General features: G+C 63.6%; 25 protein-coding genes. 17 read left to right on the forward strand and 8 right to left on the reverse strand.

The window, feature by feature from the left end; genetic code table 11:
• Positions 1–135: 135 nt before the first annotated feature.
• The 9 genes from murA to NKH70_RS04390 all read left to right on the forward strand — a co-directional run bounded on the left by murA (position 136) and on the right by NKH70_RS04390 (position 10793).
• The gene (murA, locus tag NKH70_RS04350) at positions 136–1392 is read left to right on the forward strand and encodes a UDP-N-acetylglucosamine 1-carboxyvinyltransferase (RefSeq protein ID WP_352912849.1); all 1257 of its coding nucleotides are present in this window, start codon (positions 136–138) and stop codon (positions 1390–1392) included.
• On the forward strand, positions 1389–2279 hold the full coding sequence (locus NKH70_RS04355) for a glucosamine kinase nucleotide-binding domain-containing protein (RefSeq protein WP_352717838.1): 891 nt from the start codon (positions 1389–1391) through the stop codon (positions 2277–2279). Before murA ends, NKH70_RS04355 begins: the two co-directional genes overlap by 4 nt.
• 185 nt (positions 2280–2464) lie before the next feature.
• The gene (murQ, locus tag NKH70_RS04360) at positions 2465–3388 is read left to right on the forward strand and encodes an N-acetylmuramic acid 6-phosphate etherase (RefSeq protein ID WP_352912930.1); all 924 of its coding nucleotides are present in this window, start codon (positions 2465–2467) and stop codon (positions 3386–3388) included.
• Between the two features lie 98 nt (positions 3389–3486).
• Positions 3487–5007: an ABC transporter substrate-binding protein gene (locus NKH70_RS04365; protein WP_352717836.1), complete on the forward strand. Its 1521-nt coding sequence runs from the start codon at positions 3487–3489 to the stop codon at positions 5005–5007.
• 34 nt (positions 5008–5041) lie between these two features.
• Positions 5042–6001 carry an ABC transporter permease gene (locus NKH70_RS04370; RefSeq protein ID WP_352717834.1) on the forward strand — a complete coding sequence of 320 codons (960 nt, stop codon included), beginning with the start codon at positions 5042–5044 and terminating at the stop codon, positions 5999–6001.
• Complete coding sequence (locus NKH70_RS04375) at positions 6001–6840, forward strand: ABC transporter permease (protein WP_352717833.1); 840 nt, start codon at positions 6001–6003, stop codon at positions 6838–6840. The genes NKH70_RS04370 and NKH70_RS04375 overlap by 1 nt, the downstream gene beginning before the upstream one ends.
• Entirely contained in the window at positions 6837–8585 is a 1749-nt protein-coding gene (locus NKH70_RS04380; RefSeq protein WP_352717831.1) for an ABC transporter ATP-binding protein, read from the forward strand. The genes NKH70_RS04375 and NKH70_RS04380 overlap by 4 nt, the downstream gene beginning before the upstream one ends.
• A gap of 70 nt (positions 8586–8655) precedes the next feature.
• Entirely contained in the window at positions 8656–9657 is a 1002-nt protein-coding gene (locus tag NKH70_RS04385) for a serine hydrolase domain-containing protein (protein ID WP_352912850.1), read from the forward strand.
• Between the two features lie 5 nt (positions 9658–9662).
• Complete coding sequence (locus NKH70_RS04390) at positions 9663–10793, forward strand: anhydro-N-acetylmuramic acid kinase (protein WP_352717827.1); 1131 nt, start codon at positions 9663–9665, stop codon at positions 10791–10793.
• Here the strand turns inward: NKH70_RS04390 and NKH70_RS04395 are convergent, their stop codons facing one another.
• A complete protein-coding gene (locus tag NKH70_RS04395) occupies positions 10794–11222 on the reverse strand; it encodes a GNAT family N-acetyltransferase (RefSeq protein ID WP_352717825.1) in 429 nt (142 codons plus the stop codon).
• A 49-nt stretch (positions 11223–11271) separates the two neighbouring features.
• On the reverse strand, positions 11272–12453 hold the full coding sequence (locus NKH70_RS04400; protein WP_352717823.1) for an MFS transporter: 1182 nt from the start codon (positions 12451–12453) through the stop codon (positions 11272–11274).
• Positions 12454–12501: 48 nt separating this feature from the next.
• On the opposite strand from NKH70_RS04400, the gene NKH70_RS04405 reads away from it, so the two are divergent.
• The 3 genes from NKH70_RS04405 to NKH70_RS04415 all read left to right on the forward strand — a co-directional run bounded on the left by NKH70_RS04405 (position 12502) and on the right by NKH70_RS04415 (position 14649).
• The gene (locus tag NKH70_RS04405) at positions 12502–13041 is read left to right on the forward strand and encodes an Lrp/AsnC family transcriptional regulator (protein ID WP_352452390.1); all 540 of its coding nucleotides are present in this window, start codon (positions 12502–12504) and stop codon (positions 13039–13041) included.
• Positions 13042–13182: 141 nt separating this feature from the next.
• The gene (locus NKH70_RS04410) at positions 13183–13722 is read left to right on the forward strand and encodes a dihydrofolate reductase family protein (protein WP_352717821.1); all 540 of its coding nucleotides are present in this window, start codon (positions 13183–13185) and stop codon (positions 13720–13722) included.
• A gap of 9 nt (positions 13723–13731) precedes the next feature.
• A complete protein-coding gene (locus NKH70_RS04415) occupies positions 13732–14649 on the forward strand; it encodes a sigma-70 family RNA polymerase sigma factor (protein WP_352912852.1) in 918 nt (305 codons plus the stop codon).
• Positions 14650–14724: 75 nt separating this feature from the next.
• Here NKH70_RS04415 and NKH70_RS04420 read toward each other — a convergent pair whose 3' ends face one another.
• From NKH70_RS04420 to NKH70_RS04445, 6 genes are read right to left on the reverse strand one after another with little or no spacing between them, the layout of a single operon-like run.
• Positions 14725–15984 carry an ABC transporter substrate-binding protein gene (locus tag NKH70_RS04420; RefSeq protein ID WP_352717817.1) on the reverse strand — a complete coding sequence of 420 codons (1260 nt, stop codon included), beginning with the start codon at positions 15982–15984 and terminating at the stop codon, positions 14725–14727.
• A 48-nt stretch (positions 15985–16032) separates the two neighbouring features.
• Positions 16033–16461 (reverse strand): DUF4440 domain-containing protein, encoded by a 429-nt coding sequence (locus tag NKH70_RS04425; protein WP_352717815.1) that lies wholly within the window; start codon positions 16459–16461, stop codon positions 16033–16035.
• 8 nt (positions 16462–16469) lie between these two features.
• Positions 16470–17525, reverse strand: a complete 1056-nt coding sequence (locus NKH70_RS04430; protein ID WP_352717813.1) for an aldo/keto reductase — start codon at positions 17523–17525, stop codon at positions 16470–16472.
• A complete protein-coding gene (locus NKH70_RS04435) occupies positions 17522–17881 on the reverse strand; it encodes a TIGR04076 family protein (RefSeq protein WP_352717811.1) in 360 nt (119 codons plus the stop codon). The genes NKH70_RS04430 and NKH70_RS04435 overlap by 4 nt, the downstream gene beginning before the upstream one ends.
• Positions 17882–18370, reverse strand: a complete 489-nt coding sequence (locus NKH70_RS04440; RefSeq protein ID WP_352717810.1) for a DUF3830 family protein — start codon at positions 18368–18370, stop codon at positions 17882–17884.
• Positions 18367–19095: a GntR family transcriptional regulator gene (locus NKH70_RS04445; protein ID WP_352717809.1), complete on the reverse strand. Its 729-nt coding sequence runs from the start codon at positions 19093–19095 to the stop codon at positions 18367–18369. Before NKH70_RS04445 ends, NKH70_RS04440 begins: the two co-directional genes overlap by 4 nt.
• 127 nt (positions 19096–19222) lie before the next feature.
• Between NKH70_RS04445 and NKH70_RS04450 the strand changes: the two genes are divergently transcribed.
• Genes NKH70_RS04450 through NKH70_RS04470 form a run of 5 tightly spaced genes read left to right on the forward strand, consistent with a single transcriptional unit; the run spans position 19223 to position 23949 of the window.
• On the forward strand, positions 19223–20023 hold the full coding sequence (locus NKH70_RS04450) for an ABC transporter ATP-binding protein (RefSeq protein WP_352717807.1): 801 nt from the start codon (positions 19223–19225) through the stop codon (positions 20021–20023).
• Complete coding sequence (locus NKH70_RS04455; RefSeq protein WP_352717806.1) at positions 20020–20769, forward strand: ABC transporter ATP-binding protein; 750 nt, start codon at positions 20020–20022, stop codon at positions 20767–20769. The genes NKH70_RS04450 and NKH70_RS04455 overlap by 4 nt, the downstream gene beginning before the upstream one ends.
• Positions 20766–21674, forward strand: coding sequence for a branched-chain amino acid ABC transporter permease (locus NKH70_RS04460; RefSeq protein WP_352717805.1), 909 nt, complete (start codon positions 20766–20768; stop codon positions 21672–21674). Before NKH70_RS04455 ends, NKH70_RS04460 begins: the two co-directional genes overlap by 4 nt.
• On the forward strand, positions 21671–22654 hold the full coding sequence (locus NKH70_RS04465) for a branched-chain amino acid ABC transporter permease (RefSeq protein WP_352717998.1): 984 nt from the start codon (positions 21671–21673) through the stop codon (positions 22652–22654). Before NKH70_RS04460 ends, NKH70_RS04465 begins: the two co-directional genes overlap by 4 nt.
• Complete coding sequence (locus NKH70_RS04470) at positions 22651–23949, forward strand: NAD(P)/FAD-dependent oxidoreductase (protein ID WP_353024844.1); 1299 nt, start codon at positions 22651–22653, stop codon at positions 23947–23949. The genes NKH70_RS04465 and NKH70_RS04470 overlap by 4 nt, the downstream gene beginning before the upstream one ends.
• Positions 23950–23971: the final 22 nt, after the last annotated feature.

Below are 23971 nucleotides of genomic sequence, written 5' to 3' on the forward strand. Positions count from 1 at the left end.
TTCCGTCTCTGATTGACAGCCAAGAATGAACCATCAAATCTCGACCGGTGCGGTTTCGGCCCAGCCTTCGGCATGTCGACGATTCGGCCATGAAAGATCGTAGACTCGGCGACAGCTCGGGATTAGGTCAGAGCCATGGACAAATTGCGGATCGTCGGCGGGCACAGGCTTGAGGGCGCGGTGACGATCTCCGGCGCCAAGAACGCGGCCTTGCCGCAAATAGCGGCGGCGTTGCTCAGCCCCTATTCGCTGCAGCTGACCAACCTGCCTGACGTGACCGATGTCGAGAACATGCTTGGCGTCGTCAGGCTCCACGGCGCCGAGATCACCCGATCGGCGCATGCTGCCACGATCGCCACGAGCGCTGCCGTGTCCAAGGAAACCACGTACGATACAGTCAGGCGCATGCGCGCGACGGTGCTGGTTCTCGGCCCACTGCTTGCCCGCTTCGGCCATGCCCGGGTCTCGCTGCCTGGCGGCTGCGCGATCGGCGCACGGCCGGTCGACATGCATGTCGCCGCACTTGCCGCACTTGGCGCCGATATCGCGATCGAAAACGGACTGATCGTCGCGTCTGCGCCGAGCGGACTGAAAGGCGCGCGCATCGTCTTGAGTTCACCGTCGGTCGGCGCGACCGAAACTGCGATGATGGCGGCGACGACTGCAAACGGCGAGACCGAGATATTCAACGCGGCCCGCGAGCCGGAGGTGGCCGATCTTGCCGCCTGCCTGAACGCCATGGGCGCGCGGATCGAGGGCGCCGGCACGCACCGCATCCTGATCGAGGGCAGCACCGACTGGCGCGCCGCCACGCACGACATCATCCCGGACCGGATAGAGGCCGGCACCTATGCCGTCGCAGCGGCTATCACCGGCGGTCAGCTTGAGCTGACCCATGCCCGGCTCGAGCACATGGCATCCGTCGTCCAGCTGCTCGAAGCAGCCGGCGTGAAAATATGGCCAGGCGACCGCGGGCTGATCGTATCGAGAGACGGGCCACTCAAAGCCGTCGATGTGACGACGGAGCCCTATCCGGGCTTTCCGACCGATCTCCAGGCGCAGTTCATGGCGTTGATGTGCTGTGCCGAGGGCGCTTCGCTGTTGCGCGAGACTATCTTCGAGAACCGCTTTATGCATGTGCCCGAACTGATGCGGCTCGGCGCCAACATCAAGCTGCAAGGCACCATGGCGCTCGTGCGCGGAGGCGAGAAGCTGAAGGGCGCGCAAGTGATGGCGACCGACCTGCGCGCCTCCGTCTCGCTCGTGCTGGCAGCGCTGGTGTCCGAGGGCGAGACGACGATCAACCGTGTGTACCACCTCGACCGTGGCTATGAGCAACTGGACCGCAAGCTCCGGCTGTGTGGCGCCCAGATCGAGCGGATAAGTGGATGAGTTCCGGCGCGGCGTCTCCGCATTATTTCCTGGGCGTCGATGGCGGCGGAACCGGCTGCCGGGCGCGTATCGAAGACGAAGCAGGAATCGTGCTCGGGCAAGGGCTGTCGGGCCCGGCGACAACGCGGCTCGGTATAGAGGCGGCCTGGGCCTCCGTTGCCAAGGCCTTTGGCGCGGCTATCGAAGAAGCAGGGTTCGCGGCGGCGGAAATCGCCGGGATCCGCGCCGGCGTCGGTCTTGCCGGCATCGGCCGTAAGGGTGCGCTTGAGGCGTTTCGCGGCATTGGACATCCCTTTGCGAGCATCGACTTCGTCAGCGACGGCGTCGCGGCTTGCCTTGGCGCGCATTCGGGTCAAGACGGCGCCATCGTCATAGCCGGGACCGGTTCGATCGGGCTCGGCTTTGTCGAAGGGCGCGACCTGCGCGTCGGCGGCTACGGTTTTCCGATTTCCGACGAGGGCAGCGGCGCTGATCTCGGACTGAAGGCAGTGCAGCTTGCCTTGCGAGCCCATGACGGCCGGCATGAGCGGACGGCGCTGCTGGCCGAGGTGATGCAGCGCTTCAAGGACGATCCGTTCGAGGCGGTGGCCTGGATGGACCGCGCCAGCGCGACGGACTATGCCGCCATGGCGCCCATGGTGATCCGCCATGCCGACCAGGGCGATCCGGCCGGTCGGCGGATCGTGCAGGGCGCTGCCGAGCAGATCGACACGTTCGTGCGGGTGCTGTTCGAAAAAGGCGCGCCGCGGGTTACGCTGCTCGGAGGTTTGTCCAGCCCGCTTGAGCCATGGCTCGCTCCCGACGTCCGCCGACGGCTGAAGCCGGCCGACGGCGATGCGGTTTCGGGAGCCATAATCCTGGCCAGAAAATCGCTCTGCCGCCAGTGATGCCTTGCCCGGCAAGGAATATAATATTCCTGCTTTCCGTTGACAGAGGGAATATCGAATTCTAAAAAGTTAACGAAACAGAACCGGCACGGCCGGTACGGAGCCGACGGCCAGGTGCAGGCACTGGACGCCGCTTGCCGCGGGCATCACAGTCCTGCTCGCAGTCGCACTTGAAAGTAAGCGAAGTGGTCGAACAAGGGTTGATGTCGGAGCTGGAGCGGCTGGTTTCCGAGGACCGGAACCCGAAGACGATGGACATCGATCTGTTGCCGACCCTCGAGGTGCTGCGCAAGATCAATGACGAGGACAAAGGCGTTGCGGCAGCCGTCGAGAAGGTCATCCCCGATATTGCTGCGGCCGTGGACCGGATCGTGAGTGCGTTCCAGAAGGGGGCACGTCTTGTCTATATGGGCGCCGGCACCAGCGGCCGGCTCGGCGTCCTCGACGCCTCGGAATGTCCGCCGACCTTCGGCGTACCCGAGGACATTGTGGTGGGCCTGATCGCCGGCGGCGTCGACGCGCTGATGCACTCTGCGGAAGGCGCCGAGGACGATCCGAAACAGGGAATAAAGGCGCTGCAGGACATCAAGCTGACCGCCGGCGACGTGGTGGTTGGCATCGCTGTCAGCGGACGCACACCCTATGTCATCGGCGGCTTGACCTATGCCAAGGAGGTGGGAGCCACCACCGTGGCGCTGTCCTGCAATCCTCGATCGACCATTGCCGGCATTGCCGATATTGCCATCTCTCCGGTGGTTGGCCCGGAGGTTCTCACCGGCTCGACCCGGCTGAAATCGGGAACCGCGCAAAAGCTGGTGCTCAACATGCTGTCTACCGCCAGCATGATCCGCATCGGCAAGAGCTATCAGAACCTGATGGTTGACCTCAATCCGAGCAACAAGAAGCTTGTCGCCAGGGCGATCAGGATCGTGATGCAGACGACCGGCTGCGCGGCGCAGCAGGCACGACAGGCACTCGATCAGACCGGCAATGATGTAAAACTGGCAATCCTGGTGACGATCACCGGCGTGGGCGTCGAAGAAGCACGTAAGGCGCTTGCCAACGCGGGAGGTTTCCTGCGCAAGGCGATAGGCGAAAAGACGGTGTAAGACCGCATGGATACTGGGCCGATGTTCCGGGGCGTGTGTCCCTTTGAAGCGGTCCGGCGAACTGCAAGGCATCAGGTTAACGATAATGGGAGACGACAATGGTACGGCACATTGGCAAGAAACTGCTTTCCGGCATGACGCTCGCGGCAATGATTGGAATCGCCGCGCTACCGGTGCGGGCGAGCGCGGCGACGCTGCATATGGCGTGGTCGCAGGACGCCACAGGTCTTGATCCGCACAAGCAGACGGCATTCTCCTCACTGCGGCTGCTGGAGCTGATCTATGAGCCACTGGTGCGGCTCGACGCAAACCTGCAAATCACGCCCGCGATTGCCGATTCTTGGCAGTTCTCGCCGGACGGCAAGGAGCTGAGCTTCAAGCTCAATCCGAAAGCAAAATTCCAGAACGGCGCCGCCGTGACCTCGGCCGACGTCAAGGCATCGTTCGAGCGCATACTCGACGAGAAGACGGGTGCTGCCGCCCGCGCCAACTTTCTCTCGATCGCCAGCATCGACACGCCCGATCCAGCCACCGTCGTGTTCCACCTCTCGCAGCCGGACGTGCCGATCCTGACGGCGATGAGCGACGTCAATGCGGCGATCGTCCCGGCAAGCGAAATCACGGCCGGCTCGATCGGCACGACGACGGTCGGCTCGGGTCCGTTCAAGCTCGAGAAATGGGATCCGAATTCCAAGGAAGTGCTTGTCGCCAACAAGGATTGGGCGGGCGGCGCGACTGGTGTCGACGGCATCGAGATCAGCGTGCTGCCGGACGAGACGGCGATCCTGGCCGCGATGCGCACCAAGCAGATCGATTTTGCCCTGCTCAACGATCCGCTTGTCGCCACGCTGGTGCCCAAGGAAGCCAGCCTGCAGTTGAACCGCGTGCCGGTGCTTGCCTATCACGTGCTGCAGCTCAATCCTTCCCGCAAGCCGATGACCGAACTCAAGGTGCGTCAGGCGATTTCCTGCGCCATCGACCGGCAGGAAGTGCTGGACACCGCCTCGCTCGGCGAAGGCAAGATCACCGGCCCGCTGACCATCCCGGCGCTGGCGACCGATCCGAACCAGTTGTTCTGCTATAAGCGCGACATTGGGAAGGCCAAGCGGTTGATGGCCGAAGCCGGCTATGCCAACGGCTTTTCGGCGACCGTGATCGGCGCCACCGGCGAGCCGCCGACGGCAGCGGCGGAAGCCCAGGTCATCCAGTCGCAACTCGCAGAAATCGGCGTGAAGCTCGATATCAGGATGATGGAGCTCAACGTCTACGTCGACGCCTGGCTGAAGGGCGATTTCGACATGGCCGTCGCGCTGAACGGCGGCAGGGCCGATCCCTACACTATGTACAACCGCTACTGGACCAAGACCGGCAATCTGCAGAAGGTGGCGAACTATATCGACGATACGCTGGACAGCCTTATGCAGAAGGGCCGCACCGAGACCGACCCGGCAGCACGCAAAGCGATCTTCGCCGACTTCGAGAAGCACATCACTGAGATGTCGCCCTGGATCTGGCTCTACACGTCCTACAGCTACACGGCACAGCAGAAGAATATCGCAGGATTCGAACCGGTGCCGACAGGTTCGCTGTTCAGCCTCGCCAAGGTGACGATCCAGTAGCTGCTTCGATGCCGGACGAGAGGACATTCTTCGCGTGAACTATCTGATGCGGCGACTGGCGACCTTCCCTCTCGTCCTGCTTGGCGTGTCCATCGTGGTGTTCCTGGCGATCCGGATGGTTCCGGGCGATTCGATCACGGCAATGCTGGGGACCGAAGCCGGCCTGCTGACGCCGCAGCAGCGCGATGCGCTTGCAGCTTATTTCGGCATCGACCAGCCCTGGTTCATCCAGTACTGGCGCTGGCTGCTTGGTCTTTTCCAAGGTAACCTCGGCATTTCGTCCACCTATGGCAGGCCGGTGCTCGACGTCATCCTCGAGCGTTTCCCGCTAACGTTGGAGCTCGCCCTGCTGTCGATGGTCATCGCCCTGGTTGTCGGCATGCCGGCCGGGATCTTTGCCGCCACTCATAATGAAAAGCTGTCCGACCTCGGCGTGCGCGTTGTCGCAATGATCGGGCAGTCGACGCCGAACTTTGTCCTTGCCCTGCTGATCATCTACACGCTGTCGGCGGGGTTTGGCGTTTTGCCGGCGATGGGTGAGTTTTCGCCGCTGTGGCAGGATCCGCTGCGCAATCTCGGCCAGCTGTTGCTGCCCGCCGTGACGCTCGGCTTTGCCTTCGCGGCTTCGGTGACCCGTATATCGCGTTCGGCGATGCTCGATGTGCTCAGCGACGATTATGTCAGGACGGCGCGCAGCAAGGGCGTTTCGGCGCGCGACGTCATCTGGCGGCATGCTTTGCCCAACGCGCTCATCCCGGTCGTGACGCTGAGCGGCATAGAGTTCGGCTATCTCCTGGGCGGAGCAGTCATCGTCGAGCAGATCTATGCACTGCCCGGTCTCGGCCGCATGGTGCTGGATGCCATCCTGCAGCGCGACTACGCGCTGGTGCAGGGAAGCGTGCTGTTCATCGCCTTCAACTTCATGATCGTCAATCTCCTCGTCGACCTCGCCTATGTCGCGCTCGACCCGCGTATTCGGCTAAGCGAGCACTGATGGCGACATTGCGGGCTATACTTGCGCACACCAGCGGCCGCATCGGCGGTGCCATCGTTGCGCTTTATCTGCTGCTTGCCATGCTTGGCATGCTGGGACTGACGCCGGACAATCCGCTGACGCAGCACCGGGTCGAGCGGCTGCATGCGCCTGACGGCACCTACTGGATGGGCACGGACCTGTTCGGCCGCGATGTAGCAAGTCGGCTGATGACCGGGATCGGCCAGTCCTTCATCGTGGCCTTCTTTTCGGTCGCCTTCGCGACACTGGCCGGCACCGTGCTCGGGCTGGCGGCAGCCTGGTTCGGGCGCCGCTGGGACGGCCTGGTGATGCGCATCATGGACGTTCTGCTGGCGTTCCCGGCGATCCTGCTGGCGCTGCTGATCGTCGCGGTTGCGGGACCGGGAATCTCGACCAGCGTCATTGCCATCGCCATCGTCTACACGCCGATCTTCACGCGCGTCGTGCGAGGTCCGGCTCTGTCGCTCAAGGCGCGCGAGTTCGTCGACGCGGCCCGCACGTTCGGCAGCAGTGCGGGCTATATCGTAACACGGCATCTGCTGCTCAATCTGGTGGCGCCACTGACGGTTCAGGTGACGCTGGCGCTGGCCTGGGCACTGCTGACCGAAGCCGGCTTAAGCTTCCTCGGGCTCGGCACGCAGCCGCCCGCTGCGTCGCTCGGCCTGATGCTGAGCGACAGCCGCAATCTGATGGAGACAGCTCCCTGGCTGATGATCTTCCCGGGGGTAGCGATCATGATCAGCATCCTCGGTTTCAACCTGCTCGGCGATGCGTTGCGCGATGTCCTCGACCCGAAGATGCGGAGATCGATCGCATGATCCCGCTGCTGTCCGTCAGCGGATTGCGCGTCGGCTTCGGCCGCAACCCGAAAGCCAATGAGGTCGTGCGCGGCGTCAGCTTCGAGCTCGCCGATGGCGAAACGCTGGCTATCGTCGGCGAAAGCGGTTCGGGCAAGTCGGTCACCGCGCTGTCGATCAATCGCCTCGTCGATTATGGCGGCGGCCGCATCACCGCGGGCTCGATCAAGCTGAGACGGGCCGACAACAGCATTTTCGACCTGACCGCCGCGGCCGAGCCGCAACTGACGAAGATCCGCGGCGGCGAAATCGGCATGATCTTCCAGGAGCCGATGAGCTCGCTCAATCCGGTGCTGACCATCGGCAGGCAGATCGAGGAATCGTTTCGCCTGCATCGCGGCCTGACCGGTCGGCAAGCGACGGCGGCGGCCAAGGACGCGCTCGACCGCGTGCGTATTCCCGACGCTGCACGGCGGCTGAAATACACGCCCAACCAGCTTTCGGGCGGCATGCTGCAGCGGGTGATGATCGCCATGGCGCTCGCGTGCAACCCGCGCCTGCTCATTGCCGACGAGCCAACGACGGCGCTGGATGTTACGGTGCAGGCGCAGATCATGGCGCTGCTCGCCGAGTTGAAGCAGGAAACCGGGATGTCGATGATCTTCATCACCCACGACATCGGTCTGGTTGCGGGCATCGCCGACAAGATCATGGTGATGCAAAGCGGAGAAGCTGTCGAGCAGGGCGCGCTGAACCAGATATTGGACGATCCGCAGCATCCCTATACGCGGCATCTGCTGCATGCGGTGCCGCATTTCGCCGGCGGCAGTGCGACACGCAGGGACGCGCAACGCGAAAAGCAAAAAGCTGCCGAGCCGGCGCTGAAGGTCGATGGCCTCGTAGTGCGATTTCCGGTCAAGGCTGGGTTTTTCAGCCGTGTCACCGGTGCCGTGCACGCAGTGGACGGTGTGGATTTCGAGCTGATGCCGGGCGAGACATTGGCGGTCGTCGGCGAGAGCGGTTCCGGAAAGTCCACCACCGCCCGCGCGATTCTGGGGCTGGTGCGCTCGACGCGCGGCACAATCTCGGCCAGCGCGCGCAAGGCCGCCGCCGGGCAGAGCGCCCTTCCCGTGCAGATGGTGTTCCAGAATCCCTATGGCTCGCTCAATCCCAGACTCACCATCGAAAGCATCCTCGCAGAGCCGGTGATCGCCACCGGCGGACGGATAACTGCTGAAACGCGGGCGAAAATGGCCGCGCTGTTGAAACGCGTCGGCCTTCCGGAAAACAGCCTGCAGCGCTATCCGCACGAATTCTCCGGCGGCCAGCGGCAACGCCTGTGCATCGCTCGCGCGCTGATGCTCAATCCTTCGGTTGTCGTCCTCGACGAAGCGGTTTCGGCGCTCGATGTGTCGGTGCAGACCAGGGTGCTGGAGCTCTTGATCGAGCTGCAGCGTGAATTCGGGCTGGCCTATCTGTTCATCTCGCATGACATGGCTGTCGTCGAGCGGATCGCCCATCGCATCGCGGTCATCTATGCCGGCCAGATCGTCGAGATCGGCGATGCCAGATCGGTGCTCTCGGAGCCGAAGCACTCCTATACCAAACAGCTTATCGCGGCCGTTCCCTCCATAGACCGGCGGCATGAACGTTTCGAGCTGGACACGCGCCAGGTCCCCTCGCTTGTACGGCCGCTGGGATTTGAGCCGGGCCCGGCCAATTGGCAGCAATTCGGGCCGGATCATAGAGCACGGTTGGACGTGTGATGATTATCACCCGAAAGCATGCAGAGTCAGACGGACAGCCCCCTCGCTGCCTTTCAGACGGAGGCCGCAATTGATCGACCATGATCTCTTCGACCGCGCATTCGCCCCGCTCGAAGCGGCCGTGGCTGCGTCGCGCATTCCGGGCGGCGTGCTCGGCATAGTCGACCGGGACGGCGAACGCATCGTCCGGGCAATCGGCTCAGCCCAAGTCGTGCCGAAGATAAGGCCGATGCATGTCGGGACATGGTTCGACCTGGCATCGCTGACCAAAGTCATCTTCACCACGCCGCGTATCCTGGCACTGGCGGAAGAAGGCGTCATCGACCTCGACGCGCCGCTGATTTCGGTCCTGCCCGACTTTCGCCAATATGACGAAAAAGCCTGGGAACGGAACGTAACGTTTCGCCGGTGTCTCGGCCATCAGACACCGTTTCCCGCCGTCGCGCCGATCTACACCTACGGCCGCGATCCCGAGCTGTTGCGCGCCTTTGTCCTGCAGCGCGAGTGGCAGGTCGGGGAGCCGGTCTATTCCGATATCAACTTCATCCTGCTCGGCTTCGTGCTGGAGCGCCTGTCCGGCAAGACCATTCGCGAAATGGATCCCGGTCCGGGCTTCGCGTTCTCCGCCGAACCGGATCAAGCGGCGGCGACCGAAGATTGCACATGGCGCCGTCGTGTGCTCTGCGGCGAAGTCCACGACGACAATTGCTCGGCATTGCAAGGGGCCGGTCACGCCGGGCTGTTCGGAACGGCAGCTTCGGTCCTCGACTTTGCGCGAGGGCTGCTGGACGGGACCGGCGCATCCGCGAGTTCGATAGCGCTGATGCGCACGCCCTTGTCGGCAACCCGCACCCATGGCTGGGAGCGACCCTACGAAGGCTGGTCCGGCGGCGGGCTGTGCAGCCCCGAAACCTTCGGGCATACCGGCTTCACCGGCACCGGGCTTTGGGTCGACTTCGACAAAGGCAGAGCGTGGACCTTGCTCACCAACCGGATCCATCCGACACGTCATTTCAACAGCGGGATCGCAGCGCTTCGCCAAGCGGTCGGCGATCTCGTCAATGGAGCCTGAGAGTCATGAATCCGAAAAATGGCGAACCAATGTGGGCCGTCGGCCTGATGACCGGCACCGTGCTGGACGGCAATATCGACGTCGCGCTGATCAAGACTGACGGCGAACGGATCGCGGATTTCGGCACCTACACGCTGGCCCCCTACCCGCAGTCGATCCGGACCTTGCTGGAAGAGACGCTTGGCCAGGCAAGGAGCTGGAATTTCACCGGGCCGGAACCGGCAATCTTCCGCGAGGCCGAAGAGGCGCTGACGCGTGCGCAGTCTCATGCGGTCAAGGATCTTGTCGAAAGCCACGGCCTGATCATGGCCGACATCGGCGTCGTCGGCTTCCACGGCCAGACCGTGCTGCACCGTGCCCCGCATGCCGGCCGGCTCGGCCAGACTCGCCAGCTCGGCGATGGCGAGCTGATGCATGCCATCCTTGGCACCAGGGTCGCCTATGACTTCCGTTCGGCCGACATGCGCGCCGGCGGCCAGGGCGCGCCGCTGTCGGCCGCCTATCACGCCGCGCTACTGCGCGAAGCCGACGCCAGCGGCGACACGGCGGTGCTCAATCTCGGCGGCGTCGCCAACATCACCTGGTGGGACGGCAAGGACAATGTTGTTGCCTTCGACACCGGGCCCGCCAACGCACCGCTGAACGATTTCATCAAATCGAAGGGGCTCGGCGAAATGGACCGCGACGGCGCGCTGGCGCGCGTCGGGACGGTCGACGAGGCACGGCTGGCCAAGCTCCTGCAGCATCCGTATTTGACCAAACCCTACCCGAAATCGCTGGACCGTTTCGATTTCGGCGCCTCGATGGCGGACGGGATGAATGCCGAGGATGGCGCTGCCCTGCTGACGGCCTTCACCGCGGCCGCCGTCGGCAAGGCGCTCGATCTTCTGCCGCGCCGGCCGAAGCGGCTGGTGGTCAGCGGCGGCGGTCGCCACAATCCAACGATCATGGCCATGCTTGCCAGCCGCGCTGGCGTCGAAGCGGTTCCGGCCGAGGCGCTCGGCTGGAAGGGCGATGCGGTGGAGGCGGAGTGTTTTGCGTTCCTGGCAGTGCGCGTGCTCAGGGGCTTGCCGATCAGCTTCCCCAGTACGACCGGCGTGGCCCGGCCGATGCGCGGCGGACGCCTTGCCGGCTAACTAAGCCGACAATTTCTTCTGCAGGAAGATACGGCTGCGGCCAATGGGGAAATCGGCAAGCACGCCGAAGGGCAGATAGCCCTGGCGCTCATAGGCCTTGGCAGCCTTGGGATTGAACGTGTCGATCCAGGCGCCGTGACAGCCGCGGGCGATCGCCTCCCTCTCGGCCGCCTCGAGCATCCTGCCGGCCATATGCTGGCCGCGCAGTTTTTCATCGACCCAGAGCCATTGCACATAGAGCCAGCCCCAGGCGGTGTATCCCGAGATGCCGGCGACAATAGCGCCGCGCTCATCGCGCACGAACACGGCGAGTGTCTTCCTGCCGGAGGCACCGACATCACCGTCGTTGAACGCCGTAAGCCGCTCTCCAAGAAAAGCCAGCTCGTGCGGCAAGGGATCGCCGGTTGTCTCAAGCGTTGTATTGTCCATCCAACGAGCATCTATCGAAGGACCGGACCGAGACGCAAGCCTTGCTGCGCTACAGCTTCGGTGAACGCCACGCCGCTGCCGCAGCAGCGATCAGCATGAGCAAGGCTGCAACCACCGCCGATGCCGCAAAACCGAATGTGGAATAAAGCGGTCCGAACGCCGTGGTGCCGACGAACACCGCAAGATAGGTCACCGCGCTGTTCAAACCCATGATCGTGCCGCGGCGCGCAGGGTCGAGCGCCGACAGGCGCATCACCAGGACGTTCAGCCCGAAATGATTGGCAAGGCCCCAGACGGCTATCATCGCTATGGTCAGGCCGAAGCTGCCACTTGCCGCAGCAATCGCGACATAGACGACCGCGACGAGCAGGTAGGCAAACGGCATGACACGCCGCGCGCCCAGGCGGTCGATGACGCCGTCGAGAAGTGCCGCCGCACCAAAGCCGGCGCCATAGGCGAGCGCGGCAAGCCCATTGGCACTGACCGGCCGTCCCAAGCCGTTGTGAAGGTGATCGCCGAGATAGCCATAGACACCGTAGAACGCGGTCATGAAGGCGGCGCAGGCAACCAGAAGCGGCACTATGCCGGGAACGGCCAAAGCGCCCAGTGGCGTCGGCGCCGAACCGCTCTTCCTGACATCGCTGAGCGACGTCAGAGACAGGCTCGCCAATGCGAGTGCTGCCAGCACCGCGACCGCCGCGAAAACGGCGCGCCAATGCACCAGATCGGCAAGTACGGCCGACAGCGAAACGCCGGCGACCATGCTTAGCGTCCAGCCGGTCAGCACGACGCCTATGGTGCCGCTTTCACGACCGGGCGGCGCAATCGCGGCAGAGCTGGCGTAGATCGCCGGCATGGCGACACCTGCTGCGATGCCGGCGAGAAGCTGGGCCGCGACCAGCGCCGTCACGGTCGGCGCAGCGGCGCTGGCGACGAGCGCAATTGCCAGCAGCAGCAACGCCCCTTGCAGCATGCGGCGGGCGCCGAGCCGGTCGATGTAGCGCGCCAGGAACAAGGCGCTTGCCGACGTACCGAGCCCGAAGGCAGCGGACGCTATCATGACTGCCGGCACGCTTGTGCCGAAGGATGCGGCCACAGCCGGTGCGATCGGACCGAGCACCAGCGAGTTCGAGCCGATCACGGCGATGCACCCAGTCAGCAGGTAAGCGAGTGCCGGAATTGGCGGCTTGGGGGCCGCTGCGAATGTGGCGACTTGATCACTGTTCGACATATGGCAATAATGGCCGTATTAAATTCTGTATCAATCGGGAATTTTAATATGGATGAAGAAACAGATGGCATTCCGCAGAACAGGCCTGCCGCCCGCGATATCGATGCAACCGACCGAAAAATATTAGGCGTTCTGGTCGACGACGCCACGATCAGCTATGCCGAGCTCGGCGACCGCGTCGGCCTTTCACCGCCGGCAGCCCATGAACGCGTCAAGCGCCTGCGGCGCAGCGGCGCCATCCGCAACACCGCGGTCATCATCGATCCCAAGGCGGTGCACAAGCCGCTGCTTGCCTTCGTCCATATCGACACCAAGGGGTGGGGAAAGACGCCCGAGCTGATGGCAATCTCCGAACACCCCGAAGTCGAGGAGATCCATTCGGTGGCCGGCGACACATGCATGCTGATCAAGGTCCGCACCGAGGACACGCGGGCACTCGAAGGCCTGCTGTCGCGCCTCTACGAAACACCCGGCGTCACCTCGACGCGAAGCTACGTCGTGCTCTCGACCTATCTCGAGCGGCCGGTGCAGCCGGGGATTACGACGGAGTGGCCGACGCCCCGGCACATGGCCAAGCCACTCTATTAACTCAAACGATCCTAACGCGTATCCAAAGTCGAACCGGGAACGTCTTAGACACTGCATCCTGTGGTCATCCATCGGGTCGGTTTCGTTTTCGCCGGTTCCTTGGGTGCGACGGGATGTCTGTTGCGCAACCGGAGACACGCGATGAGAAAATTGATCGTGGGCAGCTTCATTTCGCTGGACGGCGTCATCGAGGCACCAATGGAATGGGCGTCACCCTTCTTCGACGAGGAGATGAAGGAGCACTCCTATGAAAAGGCCGGCGAGGCGGATTTTTTCCTGCTCGGCCGCGTCACCTATGAAATGTTTTCGGCGCGCTGGCCGCAGGTCAAAGGCAGCAAGTACATGGACCGCATGAACGGGCTGAAGAAGCTCGTCGCGTCGCGCAGCCTCAAGGCAGTGAGCTGGAACGCGTCGCTGATCGAAGGCGACGTCGCTGCCGAAATCGCCAGGATCAAGCAGCAAACCGGCGGCAACATATTGAAGTATGGAGTGAGCAATCTCGACCAGACGCTGCTCGCCAACAGGCTTGTCGACGAGTATCAACTCTCGATCGTGCCGACCCGCGTCGGCCAAGGCAAACGCGCTTTCCAGGATGTCGACCCGTCCCTGGTCAAGCTGGAGCTTATAGATACGCACCGTTTCAAGAACGGCGTGATTACGCTGACCTATGTCCCGCTATGATCGTGTACCATGAAGATGCAGCCAAGACTTGACCCGACCCGGCTTTTCGACGTCCGCTACGCCGGCTTCCTGGAGACGGTCGCGCATTTGCGTGGACGGCTGCACCGCTACTGCGCACGCATGACCGGTTCGGCGCTTGACGCCGAAGACGTCATGCAGGAAGCGCTATTCGAGGCCTATCGGAAGATCGAGAAGCTGGACGATGCGAGCGCCCTTCGCCCCTGGCTGTTTCGCATCGCGCATAATCGCTGCATCGATTTCCTGCGAAGCCGGCAGGTCCGCCAGCAGGCTGAGGCCAATTTCGTCGAGGACGAGATCATCCTGCCGGTCGAGCCGGCGGGCCAGGGCGCGGATCGCGCGATCGAGCGGCTGGTGATCCACCTGCCGCCCAAGGAGCGCGCCTGCGTCCTGCTCAAGGATGTATTCGACTATTCGTTGGACGAGATCGCCGATCTCGTCGGCTCGACCGTGGGTGGCGTCAAGGCTGCGTTGAACCGTGGCCGCTCGAAATTGGCCGCCTTGTCGGGCGAGCCAATCGTCCGTTCGGAGCCCAAAAGCGATCCGGAACTTCTGGAATTGCTCAGGCGCTACGTCGAACTGTTCAACCGCCGCGACTGGGACGGGGTACGGGCGTTGACCAGCGCCGACGCACAATTGCGGGTCGCGGATTGCTTCAAGGGCAGGCTGTCGGAATCACCTTACTTCGTCGAATACGAAAAAGCCTCGACGGCCTGGAAAATAGCGATTGGCGAGATTGATGGCGAGGCGGTGCTGCTCGTGCTCCACCATGGCGAAGACGGTTGGAAGCCGGCCCATCCCGTTCGGATCGAAGCCGCCGGCGGGATCATAAATCGCATCACTGATTACTATGCCTGCCCCTGGATCATGCCGGCGGCTGGTGCGGTAGTCGTTTCCAGGCCGGCCTAACCGGCAGCAGGACCTGCAAGTGTCCGGCATCAACCTCAATGAAATGGGATCGATGCCGGACAAGACATAGGCAGTCTACTGAAGCTTCGCCTGCAAGGCGTTGACGTCATCCGTCGTCATTTCGCCGTCGGTCGTCACCTTGCCGTCGACGATCTTCCAGAGCCGGAACGGGCCGGTGATGTCGCCATACTTATCGAAGGCGACCGGACCGATGACGCCTTCGTAGCGGATCGGCTTGCCCTCCTTGATCAGGCCGAGCGCCTTGGCGAACTCGTCCTTGCCGGCATAGATCGGCGTGCCGGCCGGGTCGACTGCCTTGTACATCGCATCCTTGATCTTGGCCGGATCCTCGGAGCCGGCAATGGCGATGGCCAAGCCGACAATGGCGCCGGCATCATAGGATCGGTCGGCCGCCGGGTTCGAAGGTTCGATGCCCGAAAACGCCTTGTAGTTCTTGGTGAAATATTCGGTCGATGCGGTCGGGCTGGTGCCCGAGGACGTGCCATAGGCGTCCTTCAAATAGTCAGCGCCAACGGATTCGATGAAGTCCGGGCTGTTCATGCCGTCATTGAGCAGGAATTTCTGGACACCGCCCTGCGAAATCCAGGTACGGGCGATGGTCGCGCCGTCGACAGGCGTGCTGACGAGATAAAGCCCATCCGGTTCGCCGGCCATCGCCGCGGTCACCTCCGAGGCATAGCTCGACTGCTTTTCATTGTAGGGCGTGTCGGAGACGATGGTGCCGCCGAGCGCCTTATAGGCGCGCGAGAATTCTGCCACCATGTTGACGCCGAAGTCGTTGTTGACGTGGATGACCGACAGCTTCTTGAAACCCTTGTCGATGGCGTATTTGGCGGCGGCGACGCCCTGCAGCGCGTCCGAGGTGATGGTGCGGAAGAAAATGCCGTTGGTCTTGCCGTCGCGTCCGAGCGCGGTCAGCGTCGGCGACGAAGAGGCTGGCGAGACCTGGACGATCTTGGCCGGAGCGGTGACCGAGGTCAGGATCGGGATCGACACCGAGGAGATGATGCCGCCGATGATCACTGGCACCTTCTTGACCTGCACGAGTTGTGTCGCGGCATCGACGGCGATGTTGCCCTGGCTCTGGCTGTCGCGGGTATCGGTCGCGAGATCGCAGCCGCGGACGCCGCCCGCATCGTTGATGTCGCGGAAGGCCATCTCGACCGACTTGGCGCCTGCCTGGCCGTATTCGCCGGCCGGGCCGGTCAGTTCCATGACGAGGCCGACGGTGATCTTGCAGTCGGCGGCTTGCGCTGCGCCGGCCGCTGTCAGCAGAGCCAGCGCGGTGGTGATCTGAAGTATGGTCTTTTTCATTGTTGTTCCCCTTTCGTTACACGACTCTCATTGATGTCTTGAGCCTGTTCAGCCTTCAGGCATCTGCAGCCAGGTTTCATGCAGATGTCGCCATTCAACGCCGTTGGGCGCCGATGAACTGGTGGTGAAAACAACACTCGAGCGACGGCGGCTGTGCTTGCCGGCGCGCTGCTGTGTTTCGACGTAGCAGACGACGATCGCGTCGTCGGCCTGCCAGCCGGCCCGGATATCCTCGATCGAAATAGTGAAGTCGTCATCGCAGGTAGCGCGGCTTGCCCTGACGTGGTCGAGCACTCCGTCGCGATCGAGGATCTGGCCGTCCGGCGCAACCATGCAGAAACCCTCGTTCATGACGCGTTCGAAGCGGCTGAAATCCGCCCTGTCCGCGCTCCCTGCAACGAACCAGTCGACGAAGAAGCGGTGGAGATCGACGACCTCGGCGCTCGCGCGGGAAAACAGAGAGGACTTCTCGTCCATTGCCGCGCTCATATCCGGCCCGCGTTCAGATTGTAGTGCATGATCGAGCCGTGGCGGCCGTGGCGGTCGCGCTCCAGCGTGTAGACATCGCCCAGGGGCCCGCGGCTTTGCGCGATCACGGCAGCGATCCGCGCCCGGTCCTCGGCATCGAGCGCGACGTCCATGATTCTGGCATTGGCAAGGGCGTGCGCCTGGTTGCGGGCGCCGACGATGACGGCCGCCACTTGCGGCTGCTCCAGCACCCAGGCGCTGGCGATGGTGGCGATGTCGACGCCGTGGCGGTCTGCGATGGCCTTCAGTGCGCGAAGCAGCTCCTGAAAAAGCTCCCAGCCGCCGAAATCATCGATGATCAGCTTGTATTTGACCAGCGATCGGTTTTCGAGCGGCGTCTGCGGCTCAACGACATCAAGCCATCTTTCGCTGAGGAAGCCGCCCGCCACCGAACCATAGCAGAGGAAACTGACGCTGTTTTGCTTCGCGAGTGCTGCAAGGCTGTTGGCCGGCCGCTGGTCGAGCACGGAATATTGCAGCTGCTGGCTGACCAGCGGCACGCCAGCGGCCAGGATGTCGGCCAAATGTGGCGTGTCGAAATTTGTGGTGCCGACATTGCGCACCTTGCCTTCGAGCCGGAGGTCGTTGAGCCAACCCATCGCATCGACGTAACCGGGCAGCGCATAATCCCACCAGTGGAACTGGACCAGATCGAGCCGCTCCGTCTTCAGCCGCCGCAGCGACTGGTCGACGATGCCTCTGATGTAGTCACGGCTGATGCTGGAAAGCCTTTCGAGGTCAGGCACCAGCTTGGTGTGAACCTTCATTTTGGCGGCTGCATCAAGGCCGCGCTCATTGGCAAGCCGCAGCCGCGCCGCACCGATCAGTTCCTCGACGCCGGTATAGATATCGGCGCAATCATAGGTCTGGATGCCGGCGTCGAACGTGGCGATCAGGTCGGTCACTGCCTGTTGGCGGTCGATCGCGCCGTGCCCGCCGGCAAGCTGCCAGCCGCCGCGAATGACGCGCGAGATCGTGTAGCCGGGGCTGAGCTCGAATGCCTTGGCGGTCATCTTTGGTCACTCTCCCTGGGCAGCGGCACCGCCGTGGTCTCTGAATGACTGAACCGCCGCTTGCCGGTCCTGACGATTCGCAGCCGGCTGGCGCAATTGGGATCGGGACAGGCGATCTCGGCGTCCGACGTCATCCAGTCGTTCCTGTGGGTCGGGCGCTGCTTTGCTGCTAGAAGCGGCAACACAGCCGCGATGGAATAGATCGAAAAACCCTGCCCCGCCGGCATCGACAGCATCTCACCCTTGAGCTCGAAATAATCACCTGATTTGGCGCCGCAATAGATCGGCTTGCCCTCAGGAATGACCGCCTCGACGCGAAGGTCGAAGAGTTCAAAACTGTCGTCTGGTCCGGCCATTCAGATCTCCACACGCGTGAAGGTGATATCGCAAGCGCCGTTGCGGCGGATCACACCGCAGGTGGCGGCGAACCGGTCGCGCTCCTCGGGACGCACCTGCGCGACCACGCTGCCGGCAAGCCAGCCGATCGGGAACAGCAGGCGCGCCCCCTGGCCATAAAACAAGCCGATGTCGAAAATCGCATTCGGACTGCCGCCCCACATGCGGGGCGGCACGTAGGATAGCACGATGTCGCCCGGCTGCGGCGTCAGCGTTGCATTCTCCGCCGGCAACGGCCTGGCATAGGCTTGGCCCTCAATATCCGCTGATGGAACCGGGCAGGAGATTTCCGGCCCCGTCCACATCGCATGGATGCCGGCAACGACGCGCGGCTTGTCGAGATAGGCCAGCAGGAAGGCAGCGTTGTCGGGCGCCTTTTCAGGCAACAGCAGCGCCGTCACCGAAAGCTCCGAGCGTGGCTCGGTGATCCTGATAGCGGGCATGGTCATGTCTGGCCTTTCGCCGATTGCAGCTTGTCGCGCAGGAAGGCGAAGGGCCGGCTGATGTCGGCCACCAGCGCCTCGCGCGCCGCTTGCGCATCCTGCCTCGCAAGCGCTGCGACGATGCTGCGATGGTAGTGGGCGGTATCGACTTCGCCGGCATCCGAAAAGGCATAGATGGCAACGCGGATGCAGGGTCCTGATTGCAGCCACAGGCTCTCGATCATCGGGATCAGCACGGCGGAACCGCAGCAGCGGTAAATCTCGAAGTGGAAGCTCTGGTTGAGCGTCGCCTCGCGGTCGATGTCCTTCTTGTGCTTCAGCGCCCGCATCTCGTCCCACTCGCCGAGCATGGCCTCGACCGAAGCAATCTGGCGCGGGTTCATGCGCGTGGCGGCCAGCGCGATCGCTTCGCCCTCGATCAAAGAGCGGGCGCGCAAGAGATCGTCGATACGCTCCAGCGTGATCGGCGGCACGCGCACGGAGCGGTTGGGAAGCGCCTCCAGCGCCTTTTCCGTGATCAGCCGTCCGAGCGCCTCGCGCACCGGCATGGTGCTTGTGACCAGCGCATCGGCGAGGCCGCGGATGGTCAGAACCTGGCTCGGCTCAAAAAGGCCGCCGATCAAGGCGCGACGCAGCTCCGAATAGACGCGATCCTGCACAGTCTCGCGGCCGACCGGCGTAAGCTGGGCTGCGAGCGTTTCGTTGTTCCGTTCGATGGCGGCCTTCTGCATGGGCAGTCCCGGTCTTGGCCGTTTTCGGCTTGCGGAAGAAATTAAAGCCGAATAGCGTGATCAAAGCAAGTGTGATCACAAATCAAAACCAGAAGGCGGCGACGATCGCTTTCGGCCAGAGGGTTCCATGAGTGACACAACCGCACAACAGAGGGCGGACACCCGTACGCCGGTTCTGACAGCCAGAAATGTCGTCCGGCGTTTTGGCGGCCTTGTCGCGGTCAACAATGTCTCGTTTGACGTCCAGCCGGGCGAAATACTCGGCCTTATCGGCCCGAACGGTGCCGGCAAGACGACGATGTTCGACCTGCTGGCCGGCAGCATCCTGCCGACCAGCGGCGAAATCTTTCTCAATGGCGTACTCGTTTCGGGAGAGGCAGCCCATCGCCGCATCGGCCGCGGCCTTGGCCGCACCTTCCAGATTCCTCGGCCGCTGCCCAACTTGACGCTGATCGAAAACGTCATGCTGGCCGCGCAGGGACAGGCCGGCGAAAGACTGCTCGCCAACTTCCTGACACCTCGGCGGGTCGCCGCCGAAGAGCGGACGGCCGAGACGAGGGCCATCGAGCTGCTCGAACTCGTGACGCTTGCCCGCCTCGCACATGAACCGGCGCGGGTGCTTTCCGGCGGCCAGCGCAAGCTGCTCGAACTCGCCCGCGTCATGATGGCCGACCCGGCGATCATCCTGCTCGACGAGCCGGCGGCCGGGGTCAACGCAACCCTGCTCGAGATCATTATCGACCGCATCCGCGACATCAATGCGCGCGGCATCACCTTCCTGCTGATCGAGCACAATATCGACATGGTGACGCGGCTGTGCCACCGCGTGCTGGTCATGGCGAGCGGGCAACTGCTGTGCGAAGGCACCCCGGACGAGGTGGCGCGCGACCCGCGCGTCATCGAGGCCTACCTCGGGGGCGCGGCATGAGACAAACGGTACTTGATGTCCGCGATCTCGAAGCCGGCTACGAGCCTGGCGTTCCGATCGTGCGCGGCGCTTCGATCACCGTCGACCAAGGCGAGATCGTCGTCGTTCTCGGTCCCAACGGCGCCGGCAAGTCGAGCCTTATCAAGGCGATCGCCGGCCTTGTCCCTGTCACCGGCGGCACGGTTCTGCTGGACGGCAAAGATATCACGGCGTCGCCCGCCCACACCATGGTCCGCCTTGGCCTTGCCTTCGTGCCACAGACAGAGAACATCTTCCCGCTGATGTCCGTCGAGGACAATCTCAAGGTCGCCTGCGGCATCCTGAAGCCGCGCGAGGTCCCTGCCCGCATCGCGGAAATGTATGCGGCCTTTCCCGATCTCGCCCGTCAGCGCAGAACGGCCGCGGGCAATCTCTCGGGCGGACAGCGGCAGATGCTGGCGGTCGCGCGGGCGTTGATCGTCCATCCCAAGGTGCTGGTGCTCGACGAGCCGTCGGCCGGCCTGTCGCCGAAATTCGTGGCGATGGTGTTCGAGATGCTGGCCGGCATCCGCAAGTCCGGCGTCACCATCCTGCTGGTCGAACAGAACGCCAAGGCAGCGCTTACCATTGGAGACCGCGCCTATGTGCTGGTCGAGGGCAAGGACTGGCACCAGGGCATCGCCTCCGAGCTCTGGAACGATCCTGTCGTCGCCGAGCTCTACCTTGGCCAGCGCCGCCCCAAACTTGGGAAAGGAGGCGCGGCATGAACCTGCAATTTGTCGTTGACGGACTGCTTGCGGGTTCGATGATCGGCCTCGGCGCCATCGGCGTGACACTCACCTATTCAATCCTGCGCTTCTCGAACTTCGCCCATGGCGACTTCATGGCCTGGGGCGCCTATGCGACGCTCGCCGTGGTTGGCGCCATCGGCGCGATGTTCGGCAAGATCGCGCCGATCGCTCCCCTCTCCTTCGGCTGGCCGCTGATCGCCGCGCTCATCATCGGCATGGCGGCCACCGGCCTGCTGGCGCTAGCGCTCGACATGGTGCTGTTCGCGCGGCTGCGAGCCAAGGGCCAGGCGATCATCGTGGTGATGGCGAGCTTCGGCGCCTCGATGGCGCTGAGAAGCCTGCTCGAATTCATCTTCACCTCGCGTCCGACCTATTTCAGCCGGGCCATCCAGATCGCGATGCCGATAGGCTTCGGCATTCGCATTACCCCCGACCAGATCGCGCTGCTGCTGCTGACCGCCGTTCTGGTGCTCGGCGTGCATCTCCTGATGACGCGGACCCAGACCGGCCGCTCGATGCAGGCGTTGAGCCAGAACGCAGCACTTGCCCGCATGGTCGGCATCGACGTCGCCAGGGTGGTGCGCGTCACCTGGATCATCGGCGGAGCGCTGGCCTGCGTCGCCGGCGTCATGATCGGCATTCTCATCCAGATCCGCCCATTCATGGGTTTCGAGATGCTGCTGCCGATGTTCGCGGCCGCCATCCTCGGCGGCATCGGCAGCGTGCCCGGGGCCGTTCTCGGCGGCCTGATCATCGGTCTGGCCGAAGCGGGTGCCGTGCAATTGATCGGCGCCGAATGGCGGGCGGCCGTCTCGTTCATCATCCTGATGGCGGTGCTGTTCGTGCGGCCCATCGGCCTTTTCGGAGTGAGGGAACGCTGATGGATCTGCTCGGCTACGGCGCCTTCTTCCTGACCACCGCGCTGATCTTTTCGCTCATCACGCTCGGGCTCAACCTGCAATGGGGGCTGACCGGGCTTTTCAATGTCGGGGTCGCCGGCTTCGTTGCCATCGGCGCCTACACCTCGGCGTTGCTGACCACGCCCGACGATGCCGCGCGACTGGGCGGCTTCGGTCTGCCTATCCTTGTCGGCTGGCTCGGTGCAATGGTCGTTGGCGGCGTCGCGGCCGCCATTACCGGCATTGCCACGCTGCGCCTGAGATCGGACTATCTGGCGATCACTACTTTCGGCGTCGCCGTCGTCGTGCAACTGGTAGCGCTCAATGCCCAGACGCTGACCGGCGGCCCGTTCGGCATCGGCTTCATCCCGCGTCCCTTCGGCGACCTCGCCGAAACGCCGTTGCTGTTCAATCTGTCGAACCTTGCCGTCGTCTCGGTAGTGACGCTGATCGTCTATCTCGCGCTGGAGCATCTGTCGCGCAGCCCGTGGGGGCGCGTGTTGAAGGCGCTTCGCGAGGATGAGCGGGCCGCGATATCCCTGGGCAAAAGCGCGCGGTTCTACCGCGTCCAGGCCTTTGCCGTCGGCGGCGCCATCATGGCGCTTGCCGGTGCGCTGCAGGCGCATTTCACCGGCTTCATCGCTCCGGACAATTATTTGCCGGCGCTGACTTTCCAGGTCTGGGTGATGCTGATCGTCGGTGGCTCCGGCAGCAATATCGGCGCCGTCACCGGCAGCATCCTGGTCTGGGCGATATGGGCCGGATCAGGAGCCTTGACCAGTATGTTGTTCTCGCCCGAACAACAGGCCCGCGCCGCCTCGCTGCAGATCGTCGCCATCGGCGTGATGCTGTGCGTCATCCTGCTGGTCAGGCCGAATGGCCTGTTCGGCGGCAGGCCGCGGCGTCCAAGCTTCGGCAAGCGTGTCCGAGTGACTACGGGTGAGAGCGGAACAACGTCATGATCGACGTTGCCGGGTCTTCCGGCCTTTCCCTCTGGCACGCCGTCGGCCGCAATCGCCGCGAACGGCCCGCCCTCGAAGGCCCACTCGATGTCGATCTGGGGATTGTCGGCGGCGGATTCTTGGGCCTTTCCACAGCGCTGCACACCGCCGAAAAAGGCATCTCGGTCGTCGTCCTCGAAGCGGAACTCATCGCCTGGGGCGCGACCGGCAGGAATGCCGGCTTCGTGGTGCCGAATTTTGCCAAGCGGGACCCGGACGATATCATTGCCCAGCTCGGACCCGAACGCGGCGAACGCCTTGTCGATTTCGCCGCCGGCAGCGCCGACCTCGTCTTCGACCTGATCAAGCGGCATGCCATCGAATGCGATGCCGTCCAGAGCGGCTGGATACAACCAGCCCATTCGCCGGCCGCTTTGCAAAAGACCAGATCGCGCGCCGAGCAATGGGCACGACGCGGAAGACCGACTGTTGGGCTGGATAGTCAGGCGGTCGAAGAGCTGACCGGTGTTCGCGGCTATCTCGGCGGCTGGATGGACAGGTTGGGCGGTGTCCTCAACCCGGTCGAATATGCGCGCGGGCTGGCCGACGCGGCGGAAAAAGCCGGAGCACGCATCTTCGAGCATACGCGCGTTGCATCGATCGGTCGCACAGGGGATGGCTGGGTTTTGAAGACGGCCTCCGGCTCGGTGCGCGCCGGAAAAGTGTTGATCGCCACCAACGCCTATGGCGGACATCTCGAGCGCACGCTGCAGCGAACCTACATCCCGCTGAAAATCTTCCAGATCGCGACGGCGCCGCTGCCGCGCGAAGTACGCACCCGGTTGCTTCCGGGCGGGCAAGGCGTCGGCGACACCAGGCGCAATCTTTTCACCTTCCGCTTCGACAGCGGAAACAGGCTGATCACCGGCGGCATGCATGTTTTTGGCCCCGGTGCCGACACGCGGGTGCCGCGGGCGATCTGGCGGCGGCTAGCGAAGCAGCTCCATCTCCAGGAAATCCCGCCGCTTGAATACAGCTGGTCGGGGATGGCTGCAGTCGAGCCCGACTTCCTGCCACACCTCGTCGATCTCGGCCCCGGCCTGATCGCGGGCTTTGCCTGTAATGGGCGCGGAATCGCCATGACCACTGCCATGGGCAAGGTGCTTGCGGATTGGGCTGATGGAACAAAGCCTCAGGATTTGCCGCTACCGTTTGGACCGCCGTCGCCAATCCCGTTCCGTAGCCTGATGCGGCATGCGCCAAACGTGTTGCTCCCCTGGAGCATGCTGCGCGACCGGCTGGACGAGGCAGGCTAGCTCGCCCTCGCCGCGCGCTTAG

Source organism: Mesorhizobium sp. M0991, from assembly GCF_040318915.1.
Classification (GTDB): domain Bacteria; phylum Pseudomonadota; class Alphaproteobacteria; order Rhizobiales; family Rhizobiaceae; genus Mesorhizobium.